Raw genomic sequence first — 17,689 nt, forward strand, 5'->3', positions numbered from 1 at the left:
CCTCTAGGCTTTCCGGGTTCGGACTGATTCCGCGCCAGGAGGCGTAAATGAAAGCGATGGGAGAAGCGCTAAAATGGCTGCTCAGCCAGTGGAAATGGGGTGTTTTCCTCATTCTGCTGGGCATTCTCATCGCGATCGTCACCGGCCGGTTTGCGGCCGTTGAGGCGATACTCGATCAGGACAGTTTCGCCTTCACGCTCGGCGGCAGCCGGATTAGCGCTTATGATGTCGCGACCGGCATCATCGCCTTGGCGACCGTGTTCTGGATTGTCGGCATCATTGCCGGGTATTTTGATCGGCGCTTGCGCAAGATGGAGAAGATCCGTTCCAGCACGCGCACGCTGATCTCGAATGTCATCCGGATCGTCCTTTACATCCTGGCCTTCCTGATCGGGTTGGAAATCGCCGGGGTCGATTTGACGGCGCTCACGATTTTCAGTGGCGCGCTTGGCATCGGGCTGGGATTTGGACTTCAAAAGATTGCCTCAAACTTTGTCAGCGGGCTGATATTGCTCGCAGAGAATTCGATCGAAGAGGGCGATTTAATCGAGCTCTCGGATGGCACGGCAGGCTTCGTCCGGAAATCGAGCGCGCGATATATTCTGCTGGAGACGTTCGATGGTCGCGAAATTCTGGTGCCCAATGAAGACATGATCACCGGGCGTGTGGTGAACTGGACGCTGTCCAACAATAAGGGGCGTATAAAAATTGACGTCGGCGTTGCCTATGGCAGCGATCTTCACAAGGCCAAAGAATTGATGCTGGAAGCTGCCAGCAATCATCCGATGGCTATTGCGGACCCGAAACCGATGTGCGTCCTCACGACATTCGGTGAGAGCTCGATTGATTTCATGTTGTTGTTCTGGGTCGACGACGTCACGGCGGGCCGGTTGGAGCCGCAGAGTGAGGTGATGTTTGCTATCGATGATGCCTTCCGGGAAAACGGTATTACCATCCCGTTCCCGCAGCGCGATGTGCACATGATCCAGGTGCCGTCCGGCGATGAGCAATAAAATGAGCCTATTGCCCATCTACGCCTTCGATATTGATACAGAAGGGAGTGCCGCGGCGGTTGAAGACATCAATGCCCCCATTCCTGACAGCGCGGCCTATCGCTGGCTGCATTTTGACTTGAATTCCACAGGTTTGCGCGACTGGATTGAACAGCGCGTTGACGCCGTAACCGCAACGTCATTGACGCGTCAGGACACAAGACCGTCGCTTAGCCCGATGGACAATGGCAGCATCATCATTCTGCGCGGCGTGAATCTGAACCCGGAAAGCGATCCGGAAGACATGGTCTCGGTTCGGCTCTGGGTTAGCGAACGTCTGATCATTTCAACGCGGCTTCGCAAATTGATGGCCATCACCGCTATCCGCGAACAGATCGAATCTGGACACCCACCCCGGTCGCCCGGAGAATTCATTACGCGTCTGGCGAACGGGCTTACCGAGCGCATGGACCCGGTCGTTGCCGAGCTCAGCGATCGCATCGATGCGCTGGAAGAAGAAAGTGTGGATCGTGCGGCAGGTCTACGAAGCGCCCTGGCGGATATCCGCCGCACAGTGATCGCTTTGCGCCGCTATGTCGCGCCGCAACGTGATGTACTCTACCGGCTCGCCAGCGACGGGTTCGGCCTGTTTGACCGCAAAATTCAGCTGCGGCTTCGGGAGACCTCCGAACAGGTGACCCGTTTGGTGGAGGAGCTCGATGCGGTCCGGGAACGCTGTGGCATCCTGAATGATCAGCTGGTCGATAAGCGCGCCGAAGAAATGAACACCAATATGATGGTGTTGTCGGTCGTTGCCGCGATCTTCCTGCCGCTTGGTTTCCTGACCGGACTTTTGGGGATCAATGTAGGCGGCATGCCGGGGGCCAACTTCGCCTGGGCCTTCTATATCGTCTGCGCGTTATGTGTTGCGATTGGCTTGGGGCTGACGTGGTATTTTCGCGCCAAGAAGTGGTTCTAGGGCAGCATCACGGTGTCGTGACGCGCAGGCCGGTTCAATCTTCACATTGAGCGCCTATATGCGCCTCAACACCGCAAAGTGCGGGGCTGAAAGATAAGGGGCTGAAGATGGCCGATAACTATACACCGCCGAAGGTCTGGAAGTGGGAAAAGGGCAATGGCGGTAAATTCGCCAACATTAATCGCCCGATCTCCGGCGCCACGCATAACAAGGAATTGCCGGTCGGTGAGAACCCGCTGCAGCTTTATTCGCTGGCGACTCCCAACGGCGTGAAAGTGACCATCATGCTCGAGGAGCTTTTGGAGAAAGGCATTTCTGATGCCGAATACGACGCCTGGCTGATTGATATCAGCGAAGGCGATCAGTTTTCTTCTGGTTTTGTTGAGATCAATCCCAATTCCAAAATCCCGGCCCTTGCGGATCACTCGGTAAAACCCGTTCGCCGCGTATTCGAATCCGGTTCCATTCTGGTTTATCTCGCTGAAAAGTTCGGCGCTTTCCTGCCCAACGATACCGACAAACGCACAGAAGTCTTCAACTGGTTGTTCTGGCAAATGGGGTCTGCGCCCATTCTCGGGGGTGGCTTTGGTCATTTCTACGCTTATGCGCCGGTAAAATTCCAATACCCGATTGATCGCTATTCCATGGAAGTGAAACGCCAGCTCGATGTTCTTGACAAAACCCTGGCCACACGCCGTTTTATCGCAGGTGAGGAGTACACGATTGCGGATATGGCGATCCAGCCCTGGTATGGCGCGCTGGCGAAGGGCCTGCTTTATGAGGCTGGCGAGTTCCTGTCAGTTGACGACTACAAAAATGTGATCCGCTGGACCGATGAGATCTCTGCACGACCCGCGGTCAAGCGCGGCCGCATGGTCAACCGGTCCTGGGGTGAATTGTCGTCCCAGCTTCGCAACCGCCACAGCGCGGCAGATTTTGAAACCCGCACCCAGGACAAGCTGGACGCCGCCAAATAAGCCCTTGCAAGGCTCGCAAACATGCTAACCTCCCGTCAGTCACTCTGGCGGGAGGTTTTTCATGTGGCGATGGATGCTGGCGTTTTTTATGGCCGTCTTGATCTCCGCTTGCTCGCAAAGTCAGGAAACCGACAGCATGCCGGCTGATCCAGAACTCATCATCCTGGCGGCTCCTCAATACGGCGATCCCTACTACGCCGAGGTTTATGACGACATCATCGCGTTCCAGAGTGAGTTTGGCCGCCGGATTATCTCCGCAGGTGATGACGTCATCATTCTCAGCGATGAAGCGGGAGCAGTCGCATTCGCCGATGCCTTGGGCTCGGCACATGTAGCGATCTATCCCGTTGAAGATATCTGGGCACGCGACTTTGGAACCTCGAATGCGGCCAACCCGGTATTTTTCAGGTACACCGCTGCAGGGCAGGGTGGCGGCGTTCGCGGACAGCTGGACGCCGATGCTGTTCAGGACGGGCTGTGGTCCCTGGTTGAAGCGGCAGGCTTGCCGCTGGCCGAAACCGATCTTCTGAACGATGGCGGTAATTTTGTGGACGATTATGCCGGCGCCGTCGTCATCAGCCGGAAATTTCTGCGAGATAATGGTCTGACCGAAACCGAGGCGCGGGAGGCCATCGGGGCGATCACAGGCGCAGCGGGTATCGCCTTCATTGAAGCTGATGAGCAAGGCGGGTTGGAGCACGCCGATGGCGTTGTGTCCTTCATTGGCCCCAATACGGTGATCATCAATTCCTATCCGGAGGATCCGGATTACGCAGCAGCGCTTCGCGCTGATCTGCAGGCGGGTTTGCCGGACGTGGTCATCCATGAAGTGCCAACGCCCTATGATCCCAGCGATATCTATGATGAGCGCTTCGGTTCTGCTTGCGGGCTCTATACGAACGCCTTGGTCACTCCGCACCGGATCTATTTGCCGCAATTCGGAATTCAGGAAGATCAAATCGTTCTTGAACAGGTAAGTAGGCTGACCGACCGGGAGGTTGTTCCCGTACAATCGTCCGGCGTTTGTTACATGGGCGGAGGTGTGCGTTGTATGTCGTGGCAAATGCGCGGCGAAAATGCCGAACGAATAGCTGGCTACCTCCGCCGGGAACATGGCTTTGCCGAGGATTAGTTGCGAACTATTCGCAACTAATGATTTTTCAAACACTTACGGGGCCATTTGACGCAGAAAATGCCGCCATTTCGCCTTGCGGGCAAAACCGGCTCATTCTAGCTTCCGCCGCAACCGTGCAGGGGTTAATCACACGGCCCGATTTCGCTACTCTGCGAGGGCTGATTCCAGCACAAGAGTTGATCGGGGCATCGCATCATGAATGAGCTTCTGCTCGAATACCTTCCCATCCTGATCTTTTTCGGCATTGCCGCAGCCATGGGTATCGGATTTATCCTCGCAGCCCACATACTGGCGCCCGCGAAGCCGGATCCGGAAAAAGTCTCGACATATGAGTGCGGCTTTGAGGCATTTGATGATGCGCGGATGAAGTTCGACATCCGCTTTTATCTGGTCGCCATCCTGTTCATCATTTTTGATCTGGAGGTGGCGTTCCTCTTTCCCTGGGCGGTGACGCTCGGCGAGACCGGTCTGTTCGCCTTCTGGTCGATGATGGTCTTCCTCGGGGTTTTGACCATCGGCTTCATTTACGAGTGGAAAAAAGGCGCCCTGGAGTGGGAGTAGATCATGGCTGACAATACGATAATTCCCGCCGGGTCTGCTGGCCGCGCCGCGACCCCGAATTACGACCCGAAAAAACACGATCCCTTCTTTGATGGCGTGTCTGACGCGCTGGCCGACAAGGGCTTTATCGTCGCTGCGTCAGACGATTTGATTACCTGGGCGCGTACCGGATCGCTGATGTGGATGACCTTTGGTCTGGCCTGCTGTGCTGTGGAAATGATGCAAGCGTCTATGCCTCGCTACGACGTTGAACGGTTTGGATTTGCGCCGCGCGCCTCGCCGCGCCAGTCGGATGTGATGATCGTCGCCGGCACGCTCACCAATAAAATGGCCCCGGCGCTCCGCAAAGTTTACGACCAGATGCCCGAGCCGCGCTATGTGATCTCGATGGGGTCGTGCGCCAATGGCGGCGGATATTACCACTATTCCTATGCGGTGGTGCGCGGCTGCGACCGCATTGTGCCGGTGGATGTCTACGTTCCCGGATGCCCGCCGACCGCCGAAGCGCTGGTTTACGGCATTCTCCAGCTGCAAAAGAAAATCCGCCGGGAAGGATCGATCGAGCGATGAGCCAGCGATTAAACGAACTCGGTGCGCATATTGAAGCGCGGCTGGAGTCTGCCGTGCGCAGCTGGGAAGTCGCGCATGGTGAGCTGGCGCTGACGGTTCATCGCGATCAGATCGAAGAAGTGATCCGCACCTTGCGCGATGACCGAACCTGCCGCTTTACGACGCTGATTGATATTTGCGGCGTTGACTATCCGGGCCGGTCAGAGCGCTTCGAGGTGGTCTATCACTTGCTGTCCATGCATTTGAACCACCGTATCCGGGTAAAGCTGTCAACCGACGAAGAGACGCCCGTCGCGTCTATTTCCGAGCTTTTCCCGGTTGCCAACTGGTTCGAGCGCGAAGCCTTCGACATGTATGGCATTGCGTTTGAAAATCATCCGGATCTGCGCCGTATTCTGACGGATTACGGTTTTTCCGGATATCCGCTGCGCAAGGACTTCCCGCTGACAGGGTATTCCGAAGTCCGTTGGGACGAGGAAGAAAAGCGTGTCGTCTACGAGCCGGTGGAGCTGGTTCAGGAATATAGAGACTTTGACTTCCTCTCTCCCTGGGAGGGCGCGAAATACGTCCTGCCGGGCGATGAAAAGTCGGAGGGCAAGTCATGAGCGCGATCAAGCCCGAAGATCTTGAACAGCTGGACGACCGCAAATTCACCATCAATTTCGGCCCACAGCACCCGGCGGCGCACGGCGTGTTGCGCCTTGTGTTGGAACTGGATGGCGAGGTGGTCGAACGCGTCGATCCACATATCGGCCTGCTGCACCGCGGCACTGAAAAGCTGCTCGAGCATAAAACCTACCTTCAAGGCATCGGGTATTTTGATCGTCTCGATTACGTCGCGCCGATGAACCAGGAGCACGCCTTCTGCCTGGCGGCCGAGCGCCTGGCGTGCATTCCGGTGCCCAAGCGCGGCTCTTACGTCCGTGTGCTCTATTGCGAGATCGGCCGCATCCTGTCGCACCTTTTGAACGTCACCACACAGGCGCTGGACGTGGGCGCGCTGACCCCGCCGCTCTGGGGCTTTGAAGAACGCGAAAAGCTGATGGTGTTCTATGAGCGGGCTTCAGGCTCGCGCATGCATGCTCATTATTTCCGTCCGGGCGGCGTGCATCAGGACCTGCCGCCAGAGCTTATCGAGGACATTGGCGAATGGTGCGAAAGCTTCCCCAAAGCGCTCGACGAAATTGACCAGCTTTTGACCGAAAATCGCATCTTCAAGCAGCGCAATGTCGATATCGGCGTGGTGTCCAGGGAAGAGGCGCTGGAATGGGGCTTTTCCGGCGTCATGGTGCGGGGCTCGGGCATGGCCTGGGATCTGCGCCGCGCGCAGCCCTATGAAGTCTATGACGAATTGGAATTTGATATTCCGATCGGCAAGAATGGCGATTGCTGGGACCGTTACCTCATCCGTATCGAGGAGATGAAAGAGTCGGTCAAAATCATGAAGCAGTGCGTGGAATGGTTATCGCGTGCTGAAAATGCAGGCGAAGTCCTCCCGACCGATACCAAGTTCGCGCCGCCGCGGCGCGGTGAGATGAAGCAATCGATGGAAGCGCTGATCCATCACTTCAAGCTTTATACCGAAGGCGTGCACGTGCCGGCAGGCGAGGTCTATGCCGCCGTTGAAGCGCCCAAGGGCGAGTTTGGTGTTTATCTGGTCGCTGATGGCACCAACAAGCCGTATCGCGTGAAAATCCGCGCGCCGGGCTTTGCCCATCTGGCGGCGATGGATCACATCAATCGCGGCCACATGCTGGCCGATGTGTCGGCCATTCTTGGTTCGCTCGATATTGTGTTTGGAGAAATCGACCGGTGATCGAGCTTCTCGCAGCCTTGACCCTGTTCGCCGCGCAAGACGGCGATGATGCCAATCCGCGGGATATGGCGGAGCGCACAGTGGCGGCTGCGATCGACGCACATAATGCGCATGATCTTGAAGGTTTTCTCGCCACCATGGCGGAAGATGTCGTCTTTCTGTCTCTGGATGGCGATGTGCTGGTTGAAGGCCGTGCGGCCGTTGCCGACATCTGGGGACGAAGGTTCGAAGAGCGCCCGAATCTGGTCGCGGAAATCCTGCATCGGACTGTCATCGGCAATCGCGTGATTGATGACGAATTGCTGTGCCTCAACGGGTTGGACCAGCCCTGCGTCCAGCTTGTCGCGATCTATACGGTCGATGACAGCCTTATCCAGACCATGCATGTGATTCAGACGGGTGGCGGAAACTGATGCGCGCGCGTTTCGTCATACCCATGGCCGCGCTTGTGCTGGCAAGTTGCTCGCAGCTCGATACCGGGCCGTTACACACCCAGATTCAGGAAACGGCGGGCGCGATCCCGTATGCTTCGGTTGGGGTAATCCGGTGTTCGGGCGATGATGCGCAGGTCCTTTGCATGGGCTGCACGGTGTCCGCCTATGAGCCGGGCGATCTCGAAAATCGCGTCTTCGCTGAGGTGCAGGAGTATAACTTCCGCGCCGAGGGTGAGGGCGGCGCGCTTGATTTAACGTCATATGGCGGCATGCATGGGCGCGAGCGGCTCCAGCACGATGGCACCCTGTCATCGGTTCGTGCGGCGATTGAAGCCGGCACGCAATGGTGCGAGGCACAGGGTGCCCGCGACTGGTATGTCGTCTCGGACAATTTGATCGAAGCGAGCTACGTCGATCCCGAAGGGGAGTCGAACTGATGTTAGCCGCCGCTGCAATCGCTGAACAGGTCAACAGCCCGGCCATGGCCGCAGAGCGTCAGCTGGCGGCGTATAATGCGCGTGATCTGGATGCGTTCGCGGCGTGCTTTGCCGAGGATGTCGAGGTTTACGACCATCCAGGTGTGCTGACGCTGCAAGGTCGGGATGCGTTCCGGGCGCGCTATGTCGAGCGTTTCAAGTCCGAAGGCCTTCATGCGATTGCGGTGCATCGTGCCGTGATCGGCGCGCGCGTCATTGATCACGAGCGTGTCTGGCTGGAAGGTCCGGGCAAAAGCGATCCGATTGATCTTGTGGTGATATATACCGTGCGCGAAGGTCTGATTTCGCGCGTTGATTTTATCAAAGAGGAGCCGAGCTCATGAGCGCTCGCAAACTCTCATTGGAACAGCCAGAAAGCTTTTCGTTTTCAAAAGAAAGTGAAAAAGAGATAAAGTTCTGGTTGAACAAGTATCCGGACGTCAAAAAGGCGTCCGCCGTGATCCCGATGCTGTGGATTGCGCAAAAGCAGGATGGCTGGGTGTCCGAACCGGCCATGCGGGCGATCGCGGATCGTCTGGGCATGCCGAAAATCCGGGTGATGGAGGTGGCCACCTTCTACACCATGTTCAATCTGGAACCCGCCGGTGAGCACCTGATTCAGGTCTGCGGCACCACGCCGTGTTGGCTGCGCGGGGCAGACGACATCAAGAAAGCCTGCCTCGACAAGATTGGTCCCAAGGGGACGGTCTCGGCGGACGGTAAATTCTCCTGGATGGAAGTGGAATGCCTGGGCGCTTGCGCGAATGCGCCCATGGTCCAGATTTCCAACGCCACGTCGGATCATTATTTCGAAGACCTAACCGGCGAAAGCATGGCCGCCATTCTCGATGACCTGGCCACTGGCAAATCGCCCAAGCCGGGCTCGCAAACGGGGCGCTCCTGTTCAGAAGCTGAAGGCGGGTCCATCGCTCTGACCGACAAGTCGCTCTATGACGGCTCGTTGGCCAAGCCAATCAAACTGCCGAATGCGGCGAATGATACGGGTAAGAAGCCAGTCCCGGCCAAAACAACCAAGCCGACGCCAGCGAAAGCCGTCAAAGCGGCGGCCCCTGCCGAGGGCAAAGCCCCGAAATTGCTCAAGAAAGCCGAAGGTAAGCCGGATGATCTTAAACAGATCAGCGGCGTAGGTCCGAAGCTGGAAGGCTTGCTGCATGAGCTGGGCGTGTTTCACTTTCATCAGATCGCCAGCTGGACCGCGGACGAGATCGCCTGGGTCGATGATCGTTTGAAGTTCAAGGGCCGGATCGAACGTGATGGCTGGATTGAACAAGCCAAGAAACTGGGAGGAGCGGCCTGATGGTAAAGCTGCTCGAAGATAAGGACCGTATCTTCCTCAATCTGTTTGGGCGCGAGGATCCGGGTCTGGGCGCGGCGAGAAAACGCGGCGCGTGGAATGCCACAAAAGACATGATCGACATGGGCCAGGACTGGGTCATTGATCAGGTTAAAGCCTCCGGCCTGCGCGGCCGGGGCGGAGCGGGTTTCCCGACCGGTCTGAAATGGTCCTTCATGCCCAAGGAAGTCGGCGCACGGCCGCATTATCTGGTTGTAAATGCCGATGAATCCGAGCCGGGCACCTGTAAGGACCGCGAGATCATGCGCAATGATCCGCACCTACTTATTGAAGGCTGCCTGGTGGCGTCTTTCGCGATGCGTGCGCATGCCTGTTACATCTATATTCGCGGCGAATATGTGGATGAACGCCTGGCGCTCGAAAAAGCCATCAAGGAGGCCTATGAGGCCAAGCTGATCGGCGAGAACAACGTGCATGGCTGGGACTTTGATTGCTACGTCCACCATGGCGCAGGCGCTTATATCTGCGGCGAGGAAACCGCGCTTCTGGAAAGCCTGGAAGGCAAGAAGGGGCAACCACGGCTAAAACCGCCATTTCCGGCCAATGCCGGGCTCTATGGCTGCCCGACCACGGTAAACAATGTGGAGTCGATCGCCGTGGCGCCGACCATTATCCGCCGTGGCGCGGAATGGTTCGCCAGCTTTGGCCGCGAGCGCAACACCGGCACGAAAGTTTTCTCGATTTCTGGCCATGTGAACAAGCCGTGCAATATCGAAGAGACCATGTCGATCCCACTGAAAACACTGATCGAAACTCACGCGGGCGGTGTTCGTGGGGGTTGGGAGAACCTGAAAGCGGTGATCCCGGGCGGCTCTTCCGTTCCGTGTATTCCCGCCTCGACATGTGACGACGTGTTGATGGATTTTGACGCGCTGGTGGCGGAAAAGTCCGGCCTCGGCACCGCGGCTGTGATCGTAATGGACAAGTCCACCGACATCATCAAGGCGATCGCCCGCATTTCCTATTTCTACAAGCATGAAAGCTGCGGCCAGTGTACCCCGTGCCGCGAGGGTACGGGCTGGATGTGGCGCGTGCTGGAGCGCATGGCGCGCGGCGAAAGCTCGACCGATGAGATCGACAAGCTGCTCGATGTCGCCGGCCAGGTGGAAGGTCATACGATCTGCGCGCTTGGTGATGCCGCCGCATGGCCGGTTCAAGGCCTGATCCGTCATTTCCGTCCGGAAATCGAAGAGCGCATCAACGCTTACCGTTCAGGCAAACCGATCGCCGTTTCGGCGATGGCCGCGGAGTAGGGGGCGGTTATGGGGTCATCATTTGAAGGCATCTTCATCGTTGTGTTGGTGCTCTACGCCGCGACCATCGTGTTTCCCTGCTGGCGGATAATTTCGCGGACCGGATTGCCGGGTGCGCTAGGTCTGCTGGCGCTTATACCGCTGGTAAACCTAATATTGCTTTGGGTCCTCGCCTTTATCGACTGGCCCGCTCTGAAGAAAACCGGTACAGCAAATGTCTGATAATCTCCGCACCATCATCATCGACGGCGAGGAAATCGACGTCCCGGCGCATTACACGCTGCTGCAGGCAGCCGAAACGGCGGGCAAGGAAATCCCGCGTTTCTGCTATCACGAGCGCCTGTCGGTCGCTGGCAATTGCCGCATGTGCCTGGTCGAACTCGTTGGCGCGCCCAAACCGGCAGCGTCTTGCGCCATGCAGGTAAGCGACATGCGCGGCGGACCGAATGGTGAACCGCCCGCGATGAACACCGCTTCACCCATGGTGAAGAAGGCGCGCGAAGGAGTAATGGAGTTTCTTCTGATAAATCACCCGCTCGATTGCCCGATCTGTGATCAGGGCGGCGAGTGTGATTTGCAGGATCAGGCCATGGCCTATGGCCGTTCCGGCACGCGCTATGAAGAAAACAAGCGCGCCGTAGAAGACAAGGAAATGGGGCCGCTGGTCAAAACCATCATGACCCGCTGCATCCAGTGTACGCGCTGTGTGCGTTTCGTCACTGAAGTCGGCGGATCACCGGAAATCGGCATGCTCAATCGCGGTGAAGATGCCGAAATCACCACCTATCTGGAAAGCAATATCCAGTCCGAATTATCCGGCAATGTCATTGACTTGTGCCCGGTTGGCGCGCTGACCTCAAAGCCCTATGCCTTCAATGCCCGCCCATGGGAGCTGAAGAAGACCGAAACCATCGATGTGATGGACGCGATGGGCGCGTGGATTCGCGTCGACAGCCGCGGTCCGGGCGTTTTGCGGATCATGCCGCGCGTCAATGACGAGCTGAACGAGGAATGGATTTCCGACAAGACGCGCTTTGTCTGGGATGGTCTCTCCCGCCAGCGTCTGGATAAGCCCTATGCCAAGAAAAACGGCAAACTGTCCGCCGTCTCCTGGGATGAAGCGCTTGGCCTTGCGGCTGAGAAGCTCTCCGGCGATGCGTCGAAGATTGGCGTTATCTCTGGCGACCTCAATTCCATTGAAGAACTGAAAGCCGCCAAGGATCTGTTTGATGCGCTTGGCGTGACGTCGCTCGATAGCCGTCAGGCCGGCGAAAAGCTGGGCGACGGCCCTCGTGAAAGCTGGCTCTTCAATTCCACGATTGCCGGCATTGATGAAGCCGATGCGATCCTTTTGATCGGGTCTGATCCACGTCTGGAATCACCCGTGTTGAATGCCCGCATCCGCCGGGCCTGGCTGGAGCGGGATGTTCAGGTTGGCTCTATCGGTCAGATCGGCGATCTGACCTATCCTGTGGAGCAGGTCGGTAGCGGACCTGCTGACCTCGCCGGACTGGCGGGCAAGCGTGGTGGTTTCGCGAAAGCTCTCAAAGACGCCGAAAATCCGATGATTATTGTCGGCATGGGCGCTTTGGCTCGCGAAGACGGCGCTCAAGTGCTGCGCGCAGCGGGCGAACTCGCGGCCAAGGTGGGCGCGGTCAAGGACGGCTGGAACGGCTTTAACGTGCTTCACACAGCGGCCTCCCGCGTCGGAGCACTCGACCTTGGCTTTGTGCCGGGTGAGGGCGGCAAGACCGCTGGCGAGATGCAAGCCGGCAGCATGGACACGGTTGTCCTGTTGGGTGCCGACGAAATCGAAGCCGATTATGGCGATGCCATTGTCATTTACGTTGGCCACCATGGGGATCGCGGCGCGCATCGCGCGGATTTGATCCTGCCGGGGGCGGCCTATACAGAAAAACGGGGCATGTGGGCCAATATGGAAGGCCGGGTGCAGATCAATAATCGCGCGATCTTCCCGAAAGGTGATGCCAAAGAAGATTGGGCGATTTTCCGCGCCTTGTCCGAGCGCCTCAGCAACACCTTGCCATATAACTCTCTTGAAGAGCTGCGCGAGAAGCTGATTGCAGATCATCCGGTGTTTGGCGGCATTGATCACGCGCCGGGTCACGCCTCTTCTGCTGAATTTGATGTGGCATCCATCGGCGAAGCGGGCGATATGGGCGCCGAACCTTTCAAGTCGGTGATCACTGACTTTTATCTGACGAACGCAATCGCACGGGCCTCGAATACCATGGCGGAGTGTTCAGCACTGAAATCAGCGCCACAGGCGCAGGCGGCGGAGTAGGGCATATGGCCAGATCGCTCCCCCTAGCAATCGGATTAGGCGTCGCGGTTGGCGCGGGCCTCGGCACAGCATTTGGCGCGATGATTGGTGCGCTAATCGGCGATGTTCCGATGGGCGTCGTCTTCGGACCATCGATCGGTGCCGGTCTGGGTGTTGTCGCCGGAATTATATGGGCGTCGAGCCGGGAATCCGAAGCGGGGGATGACATCTAATGGGTCATTTCATCGAACAATTCGGCGTTTGGGGCGGGCTAGGAATGGCTCTGCTGCAAATCCTCGCCTTCATGGTCGTGCTGCTTCTGTCGCTGGCCTTCTTGTTGTTGATGGACCGGAAGGTCTGGGCCGCGGTGCAGATGCGCAAAGGCCCCAACGTGGTGGGCGCGTTTGGCTTGCTGCAATCCTTTGCCGACTTCCTGAAATTCGTCTTGAAGGAAATTGTCGTGCCCGCGGGTGCGGATCGGACGCTCTTCATCCTCGCGCCGCTGATTACCTTCGTGCTGGCTTTCGTGGCCTGGGCCGTTGTGCCTGTGGCACCCGGCTGGGTGATCGCCGACTTGAATGTCGGCATCATGTATATCTTCGCGGTTTCTTCGCTTGGCGTTTACGGGATCATTATCGGCGGTTGGGCGTCCAACTCGAAATATCCCTTCCTGGGCGCGCTACGCTCTGCGGCTCAGATGGTGTCCTATGAAGTCTCCATCGGTTTCATCATCGTCACCGTGCTGTTGCTGGCCGGATCGATGAACCTCACCACGATCGTGGAACAACAGGCCGGCGGGTTCTGGAACTGGAATGTTCTGGCGTTCCATACACTGCCCGTGCCGCTCTTCCTGGTCATGATCCCGATGCTGGTGGTGTTCTTCATTTCCGCTCTTGCTGAAACCAACCGGCCGCCCTTTGACCTGCCGGAGGCCGAATCTGAACTCGTCGCGGGTTATCAGGTGGAGTATTCCTCCACGCCCTACCTGCTCTTCATGATCGGCGAATACCTCTCCATCGTGTTGATGTGTGCGCTCACGACCATCCTCTTCCTGGGCGGATGGCATGCGCCGTTCCCATTCCTCGATTTCCTGCCGCCCTTCTTCTGGTTTGCGGCCAAGATCGTTCTTTGCTTCTTCATGTTCGCCATGGTGAAGGCGCTGGTGCCACGTTATCGCTATGACCAGCTGATGCGGCTGGGCTGGAAAATCTTCCTGCCGACCTCGCTCGCTGCCGTTGTGCTTGTCAGCGCGTATGTCGCCTATTCGGGAGCTGCCTCATGAGCCGGATTGCCCAAACCGTTCGCGGCGCGCTGTTGATGGATTTCTGGGGCGCTTTTGTGCTCGGGATGAAGTACTTCTTCCGGCCCAAGGCGACCGTGAATTATCCGTTTGAAAAAGGCCCGCTGAGCCCGCGTTTCCGCGGCCAGCACGCACTGCGCCGTTACGCCAATGGCGAGGAGCGCTGCATTGCCTGCAAGCTGTGCGAAGCCATTTGCCCGGCGCAAGCCATCACGATTGAGGCGGAACCACGCGAAGACGGTTCACGCCGCACCACGCGCTATGACATCGACATGGTCAAATGCATCTATTGCGGCTTCTGCGAAGAAGCCTGCCCGGTGGATGCGATTGTCGAGGGACCGAATTTCGAGTTCGCAGCGGAAACCCGCGAAGAGCTCTATTATGACAAGGAAAAACTGCTCGCGAATGGCGATCGCTGGGAACGCGAAATCGCGCGCAATCTGGAACTGGATGCGCCCTACCGCTAGGGCGAAAGAGAGAATGGGACGGGGCGGCGAATGCTGCAGGTAATCACCTTCTATGTGCTGGCGACGGTCACAGTACTGTCCGGCTTTTTCGTCGTCTCGGCGAGAGATCCGGTACGGTCCGTTCTGTGGCTGATCCTCGCTTTCTTCTCATCTGCAGGGCTCTTCATTCTGCTAGGCGCGGAATTCCTCGCAATGTTGTTGGTCGTTGTTTATGTCGGCGCGGTCGCGGTTCTTTTCCTGTTCGTCGTGATGATGCTGGATGTGAACTACGCCCGTCTGCGCGAAGGCTTTCTGAACTACTGGCCGCTCGGCGCAATGGTGGCCGTCATCCTCGTTGCGGAGCTCATTTTGGTCGGTAGCGCGTGGACGGAAGCAAACGTGGTTGCACCGCAAAGCGCCAGCACGACGCCGGAAGACCTATCGAATGTCGAAGCACTCGGCATGCTGCTTTATGATGATTATGCCTACCTGTTCCAGGCGTCCGGCCTGATCCTGCTGGTTGCGATGATCGGAGCGATTGTTCTGACCTTGCAGCACAAACCACATGTGAAACGCCAGAATATTGCCGAACAGGTCGGCCGCGACCGCAAGACAGCGGTTGCAATGAAGGATGTCAAATCCGGAGAGGGGCTCGGCGACTAATGGAAATCGGACTCCCACATTATCTCACTGTCGCCGGTATACTCTTCACCACCGGCGTTTTCGGCATTTTCGTGAACCGGAAAAACGTCATCATTCTACTGATGTCGGTGGAGCTCATTCTGCTGGCTGTAAATATCAACCTGATCGCGTTTTCGTCCTATCTGGGCGACCTGGCCGGTCAGGTGTTTGCCATGTTCGTTTTGACCGTCGCCGCTGCTGAGGCCGCGATCGGTTTTGCCATTCTTACCGTCTTCTTCCGCAACCGGGGTGATATCTCGGTTGAAGGCGTCAACCTGATGAAGGGCTAGCGCCGATGGCTCCGCTAATCATCGTCTTTGGCCCGCTCGTCGGGTGCCTGATCGCCGGATTGTTCCAGCGCTTTATCGGGGACCGCGCGGCGCAGTTGATCACCACCGGACTATTGATCCTGTCGGCTGTCCTGTCTGCGTGGGTGTTTTACGACGTTATCTTCCAGGATAATGCGCGCACGATTCAGCTTGCGACATGGATGAGCATTGGCTCTTTCGAGGCCAATTGGGCAATCCGCCTGGATCCATTGTCGGCGGTGATGCTGGTCGTGGTGACCAGCGTCTCTTCGCTCGTGCACGTCTATTCCTGGGGCTATATGAGCCACGATCCGCATAAAGCGCGGTTCTTCTCCTATCTGTCGCTGTTTACCTTCGCCATGTTGATGCTGGTGACGGCAGACGACTTCCTTCAGCTCTTCTTTGGCTGGGAAGGCGTGGGGCTGGCCTCCTATCTGCTGATCGGGTTCTGGTACAAGAAAAAGTCCGCAAACAACGCCGCCATTAAAGCGTTCGTCGTCAATCGCGTTGGCGATTTCGGCTTCGCACTTGGCATCATGGCGGTGTTCGCAATCTTCGGATCGATCAGCTTTGACAGCGTCTTCAATGATGTTGAAGGCATGGCCGATACGACCTGGAACTTCCTCGGTCTGAATATCAACGCGATCGAGCTGGTGGCGTTCCTGTTGTTCATTGGTGCCATGGGCAAATCCGCGCAATTCTTCCTGCACACCTGGTTGCCGGATGCGATGGAAGGGCCAACACCCGTTTCGGCGCTTATCCATGCGGCGACCATGGTGACGGCTGGCGTGTTTCTGGTTTGCCGGGCATTCCCGATCTACGAAGCCGCCCCGATGGCGTCTGCGTTTATTACGGTGATCGGGGCTACAACTGCCTTGTTTGCCGCCACTGTCGGACTGGCGCAAAACGACATCAAACGCGTCATCGCTTATTCGACGTGCTCGCAGCTGGGCTACATGTTCTTCGCGGCGGGCCTTGGGCTCTATTCCGCAGCGATGTTCCACCTCTTCACGCACGCCTTCTTCAAGGCGTTGCTCTTCCTGGGTGCCGGCTCGGTGATCCACGGCCTCAGTGATGAGCAGGACATGCGCAAGATGGGCGGCACCTATAAAGCGCTGCCTTTCACCTGGATTTTGATGATCATCGGCACACTCGCCCTGACAGGGGTTGGAATACCGCTGCTCGGATGGGGCTTTGCCGGCTTCTTCTCGAAAGACATGATCATCGAGGAAGCCTTCATGATGGGAGAAGAGGGCGTGCCATTCGGCATGATGGCCTTCTGGATCGGCGTCTTTGCGGCCGGCCTGACCAGCTTCTATTCTTGGCGCCTCATCTTTATGACCTTCCATGGCAAATATCGCGGCGAGAAATCCGTCCTCGACCATGCGCATGATAGCCCGCGTGTCATGATGATCCCGCTGATCCTGCTTGCCGTTGGTGCGGTGTTTGCCGGAGCGGCCTTCCGCGACAATTTCGTCGCCAAGCATGCTTTCACCTTCTGGGAGGAAAGCTTGCCCGCCGGCCCCTATGCCGAAGGGAATTACCCCGAATATCGTGAGGCGTGGCTGAACGGAACAGAAGTCGGGTATGGTTATGGCGCAGACGAGTCCTCTTACACCGAAGACAGCGGCGAATCTCACAGCGAAGATGCTGATGGCATGTCAAGCGCTGCACATGGCGACGAGGAACATCATGAGGGCCATCACCCGCCCATCTGGGTCTTGTTCGCACCGATAACGGTCTCGATGATCGGGCTTTTCCTGGCTTGGGTGTTCTACATCCGCTTTGAAGGATTTGGCGCACGATTGGCGGCGCGCGATGGACCGCTACACCGCTTCTTGTTGAACAAGTGGTATTTCGACGAAATCTACCAGTTTATCTTTGTGCGCGGGGCTGCTGGCTTGGGCGATTTGTTTTGGAAGATCGGTGATCGCCGGATCATCGATGGATTTGGGCCTAACGGATTTGCGGCTTCTGCGATGGCAGCCGCCCGCAGATTGTCCAAAGCCCAGTCCGGATATCTCTACCATTATGCCTTTGTCATGCTGATCGGTGTGGTAGCCCTGACGATCTGGGCCATGACCGGGACGGGAGGCGAATAA

General features: G+C 57.5%; 21 protein-coding genes. All 21 read left to right on the forward strand.

Going from position 1 to position 17,689, the window contains the following annotated elements:
* Positions 1 to 47 precede the first annotated feature (47 nt).
* The 21 genes from ACO079_RS02360 (at position 48) to nuoL (ending at position 17,689) form a co-directional block, all read left to right on the forward strand.
* Positions 48 to 1,013, forward strand: a complete 966-nt coding sequence (locus ACO079_RS02360) for a mechanosensitive ion channel family protein (RefSeq protein ID WP_421791492.1) — start codon at positions 48 to 50, stop codon at positions 1,011 to 1,013.
* A 1-nt stretch (position 1,014) separates the two neighbouring features.
* Positions 1,015 to 1,971: a zinc transporter ZntB gene (locus ACO079_RS02365; RefSeq protein ID WP_421791493.1), complete on the forward strand. Its 957-nt coding sequence runs from the start codon at positions 1,015 to 1,017 to the stop codon at positions 1,969 to 1,971.
* Positions 1,972 to 2,078: 107 nt separating this feature from the next.
* Complete coding sequence (gene yghU, locus ACO079_RS02370) at positions 2,079 to 2,948, forward strand: glutathione-dependent disulfide-bond oxidoreductase (RefSeq protein WP_421791494.1); 870 nt, start codon at positions 2,079 to 2,081, stop codon at positions 2,946 to 2,948.
* A 61-nt stretch (positions 2,949 to 3,009) separates the two neighbouring features.
* Positions 3,010 to 4,080, forward strand: coding sequence for an agmatine deiminase family protein (locus ACO079_RS02375; RefSeq protein WP_421791495.1), 1,071 nt, complete (start codon positions 3,010 to 3,012; stop codon positions 4,078 to 4,080).
* Positions 4,081 to 4,278: 198 nt separating this feature from the next.
* A complete protein-coding gene (locus ACO079_RS02380) occupies positions 4,279 to 4,644 on the forward strand; it encodes an NADH-quinone oxidoreductase subunit A (protein WP_421791496.1) in 366 nt (121 codons plus the stop codon).
* Positions 4,645 to 4,647: 3 nt separating this feature from the next.
* Entirely contained in the window at positions 4,648 to 5,214 is a 567-nt protein-coding gene (locus ACO079_RS02385) for a NuoB/complex I 20 kDa subunit family protein (RefSeq protein WP_421791497.1), read from the forward strand.
* Entirely contained in the window at positions 5,211 to 5,819 is a 609-nt protein-coding gene (locus ACO079_RS02390) for an NADH-quinone oxidoreductase subunit C (protein WP_421791498.1), read from the forward strand. Before ACO079_RS02385 ends, ACO079_RS02390 begins: the two co-directional genes overlap by 4 nt.
* Positions 5,816 to 7,030, forward strand: coding sequence for an NADH-quinone oxidoreductase subunit D (locus tag ACO079_RS02395; protein ID WP_421791499.1), 1,215 nt, complete (start codon positions 5,816 to 5,818; stop codon positions 7,028 to 7,030). Before ACO079_RS02390 ends, ACO079_RS02395 begins: the two co-directional genes overlap by 4 nt.
* Positions 7,027 to 7,443 (forward strand): nuclear transport factor 2 family protein, encoded by a 417-nt coding sequence (locus ACO079_RS02400; protein ID WP_421791500.1) that lies wholly within the window; start codon positions 7,027 to 7,029, stop codon positions 7,441 to 7,443. Before ACO079_RS02395 ends, ACO079_RS02400 begins: the two co-directional genes overlap by 4 nt.
* A complete protein-coding gene (locus tag ACO079_RS02405; RefSeq protein ID WP_421791501.1) occupies positions 7,443 to 7,901 on the forward strand; it encodes a hypothetical protein in 459 nt (152 codons plus the stop codon). The genes ACO079_RS02400 and ACO079_RS02405 overlap by 1 nt, the downstream gene beginning before the upstream one ends.
* On the forward strand, positions 7,901 to 8,284 hold the full coding sequence (locus tag ACO079_RS02410) for a nuclear transport factor 2 family protein (RefSeq protein WP_421791502.1): 384 nt from the start codon (positions 7,901 to 7,903) through the stop codon (positions 8,282 to 8,284). Before ACO079_RS02405 ends, ACO079_RS02410 begins: the two co-directional genes overlap by 1 nt.
* Positions 8,281 to 9,258, forward strand: coding sequence for an NADH-quinone oxidoreductase subunit NuoE (gene nuoE, locus ACO079_RS02415; protein ID WP_421791503.1), 978 nt, complete (start codon positions 8,281 to 8,283; stop codon positions 9,256 to 9,258). The genes ACO079_RS02410 and nuoE overlap by 4 nt, the downstream gene beginning before the upstream one ends.
* Positions 9,258 to 10,568, forward strand: coding sequence for an NADH-quinone oxidoreductase subunit NuoF (nuoF, locus tag ACO079_RS02420; RefSeq protein ID WP_421791504.1), 1,311 nt, complete (start codon positions 9,258 to 9,260; stop codon positions 10,566 to 10,568). Before nuoE ends, nuoF begins: the two co-directional genes overlap by 1 nt.
* A 9-nt stretch (positions 10,569 to 10,577) precedes the next feature.
* Positions 10,578 to 10,790: a hypothetical protein gene (locus ACO079_RS02425; protein WP_421791505.1), complete on the forward strand. Its 213-nt coding sequence runs from the start codon at positions 10,578 to 10,580 to the stop codon at positions 10,788 to 10,790.
* Positions 10,783 to 12,873, forward strand: a complete 2,091-nt coding sequence (nuoG, locus tag ACO079_RS02430; RefSeq protein ID WP_421791506.1) for an NADH-quinone oxidoreductase subunit NuoG — start codon at positions 10,783 to 10,785, stop codon at positions 12,871 to 12,873. The genes ACO079_RS02425 and nuoG overlap by 8 nt, the downstream gene beginning before the upstream one ends.
* A 5-nt stretch (positions 12,874 to 12,878) precedes the next feature.
* Complete coding sequence (locus tag ACO079_RS02435; protein ID WP_421791507.1) at positions 12,879 to 13,085, forward strand: hypothetical protein; 207 nt, start codon at positions 12,879 to 12,881, stop codon at positions 13,083 to 13,085.
* Positions 13,085 to 14,134 carry an NADH-quinone oxidoreductase subunit NuoH gene (gene nuoH / locus ACO079_RS02440; protein ID WP_421791508.1) on the forward strand — a complete coding sequence of 350 codons (1,050 nt, stop codon included), beginning with the start codon at positions 13,085 to 13,087 and terminating at the stop codon, positions 14,132 to 14,134. Before ACO079_RS02435 ends, nuoH begins: the two co-directional genes overlap by 1 nt.
* Positions 14,131 to 14,619: an NADH-quinone oxidoreductase subunit NuoI gene (gene nuoI / locus ACO079_RS02445; protein WP_421791509.1), complete on the forward strand. Its 489-nt coding sequence runs from the start codon at positions 14,131 to 14,133 to the stop codon at positions 14,617 to 14,619. The genes nuoH and nuoI overlap by 4 nt, the downstream gene beginning before the upstream one ends.
* A 30-nt stretch (positions 14,620 to 14,649) precedes the next feature.
* The gene (locus ACO079_RS02450) at positions 14,650 to 15,261 is read left to right on the forward strand and encodes an NADH-quinone oxidoreductase subunit J (RefSeq protein WP_421791510.1); all 612 of its coding nucleotides are present in this window, start codon (positions 14,650 to 14,652) and stop codon (positions 15,259 to 15,261) included.
* Complete coding sequence (gene nuoK / locus ACO079_RS02455; protein WP_421791511.1) at positions 15,261 to 15,569, forward strand: NADH-quinone oxidoreductase subunit NuoK; 309 nt, start codon at positions 15,261 to 15,263, stop codon at positions 15,567 to 15,569. Before ACO079_RS02450 ends, nuoK begins: the two co-directional genes overlap by 1 nt.
* Before the next feature lie 5 nt (positions 15,570 to 15,574).
* Positions 15,575 to 17,689 (forward strand): NADH-quinone oxidoreductase subunit L, encoded by a 2,115-nt coding sequence (gene nuoL / locus ACO079_RS02460; RefSeq protein WP_421791512.1) that lies wholly within the window; start codon positions 15,575 to 15,577, stop codon positions 17,687 to 17,689.

The organism is Hyphobacterium sp. (assembly GCF_965228115.1).
Taxonomy (GTDB): domain Bacteria; phylum Pseudomonadota; class Alphaproteobacteria; order Caulobacterales; family Maricaulaceae; genus Hyphobacterium.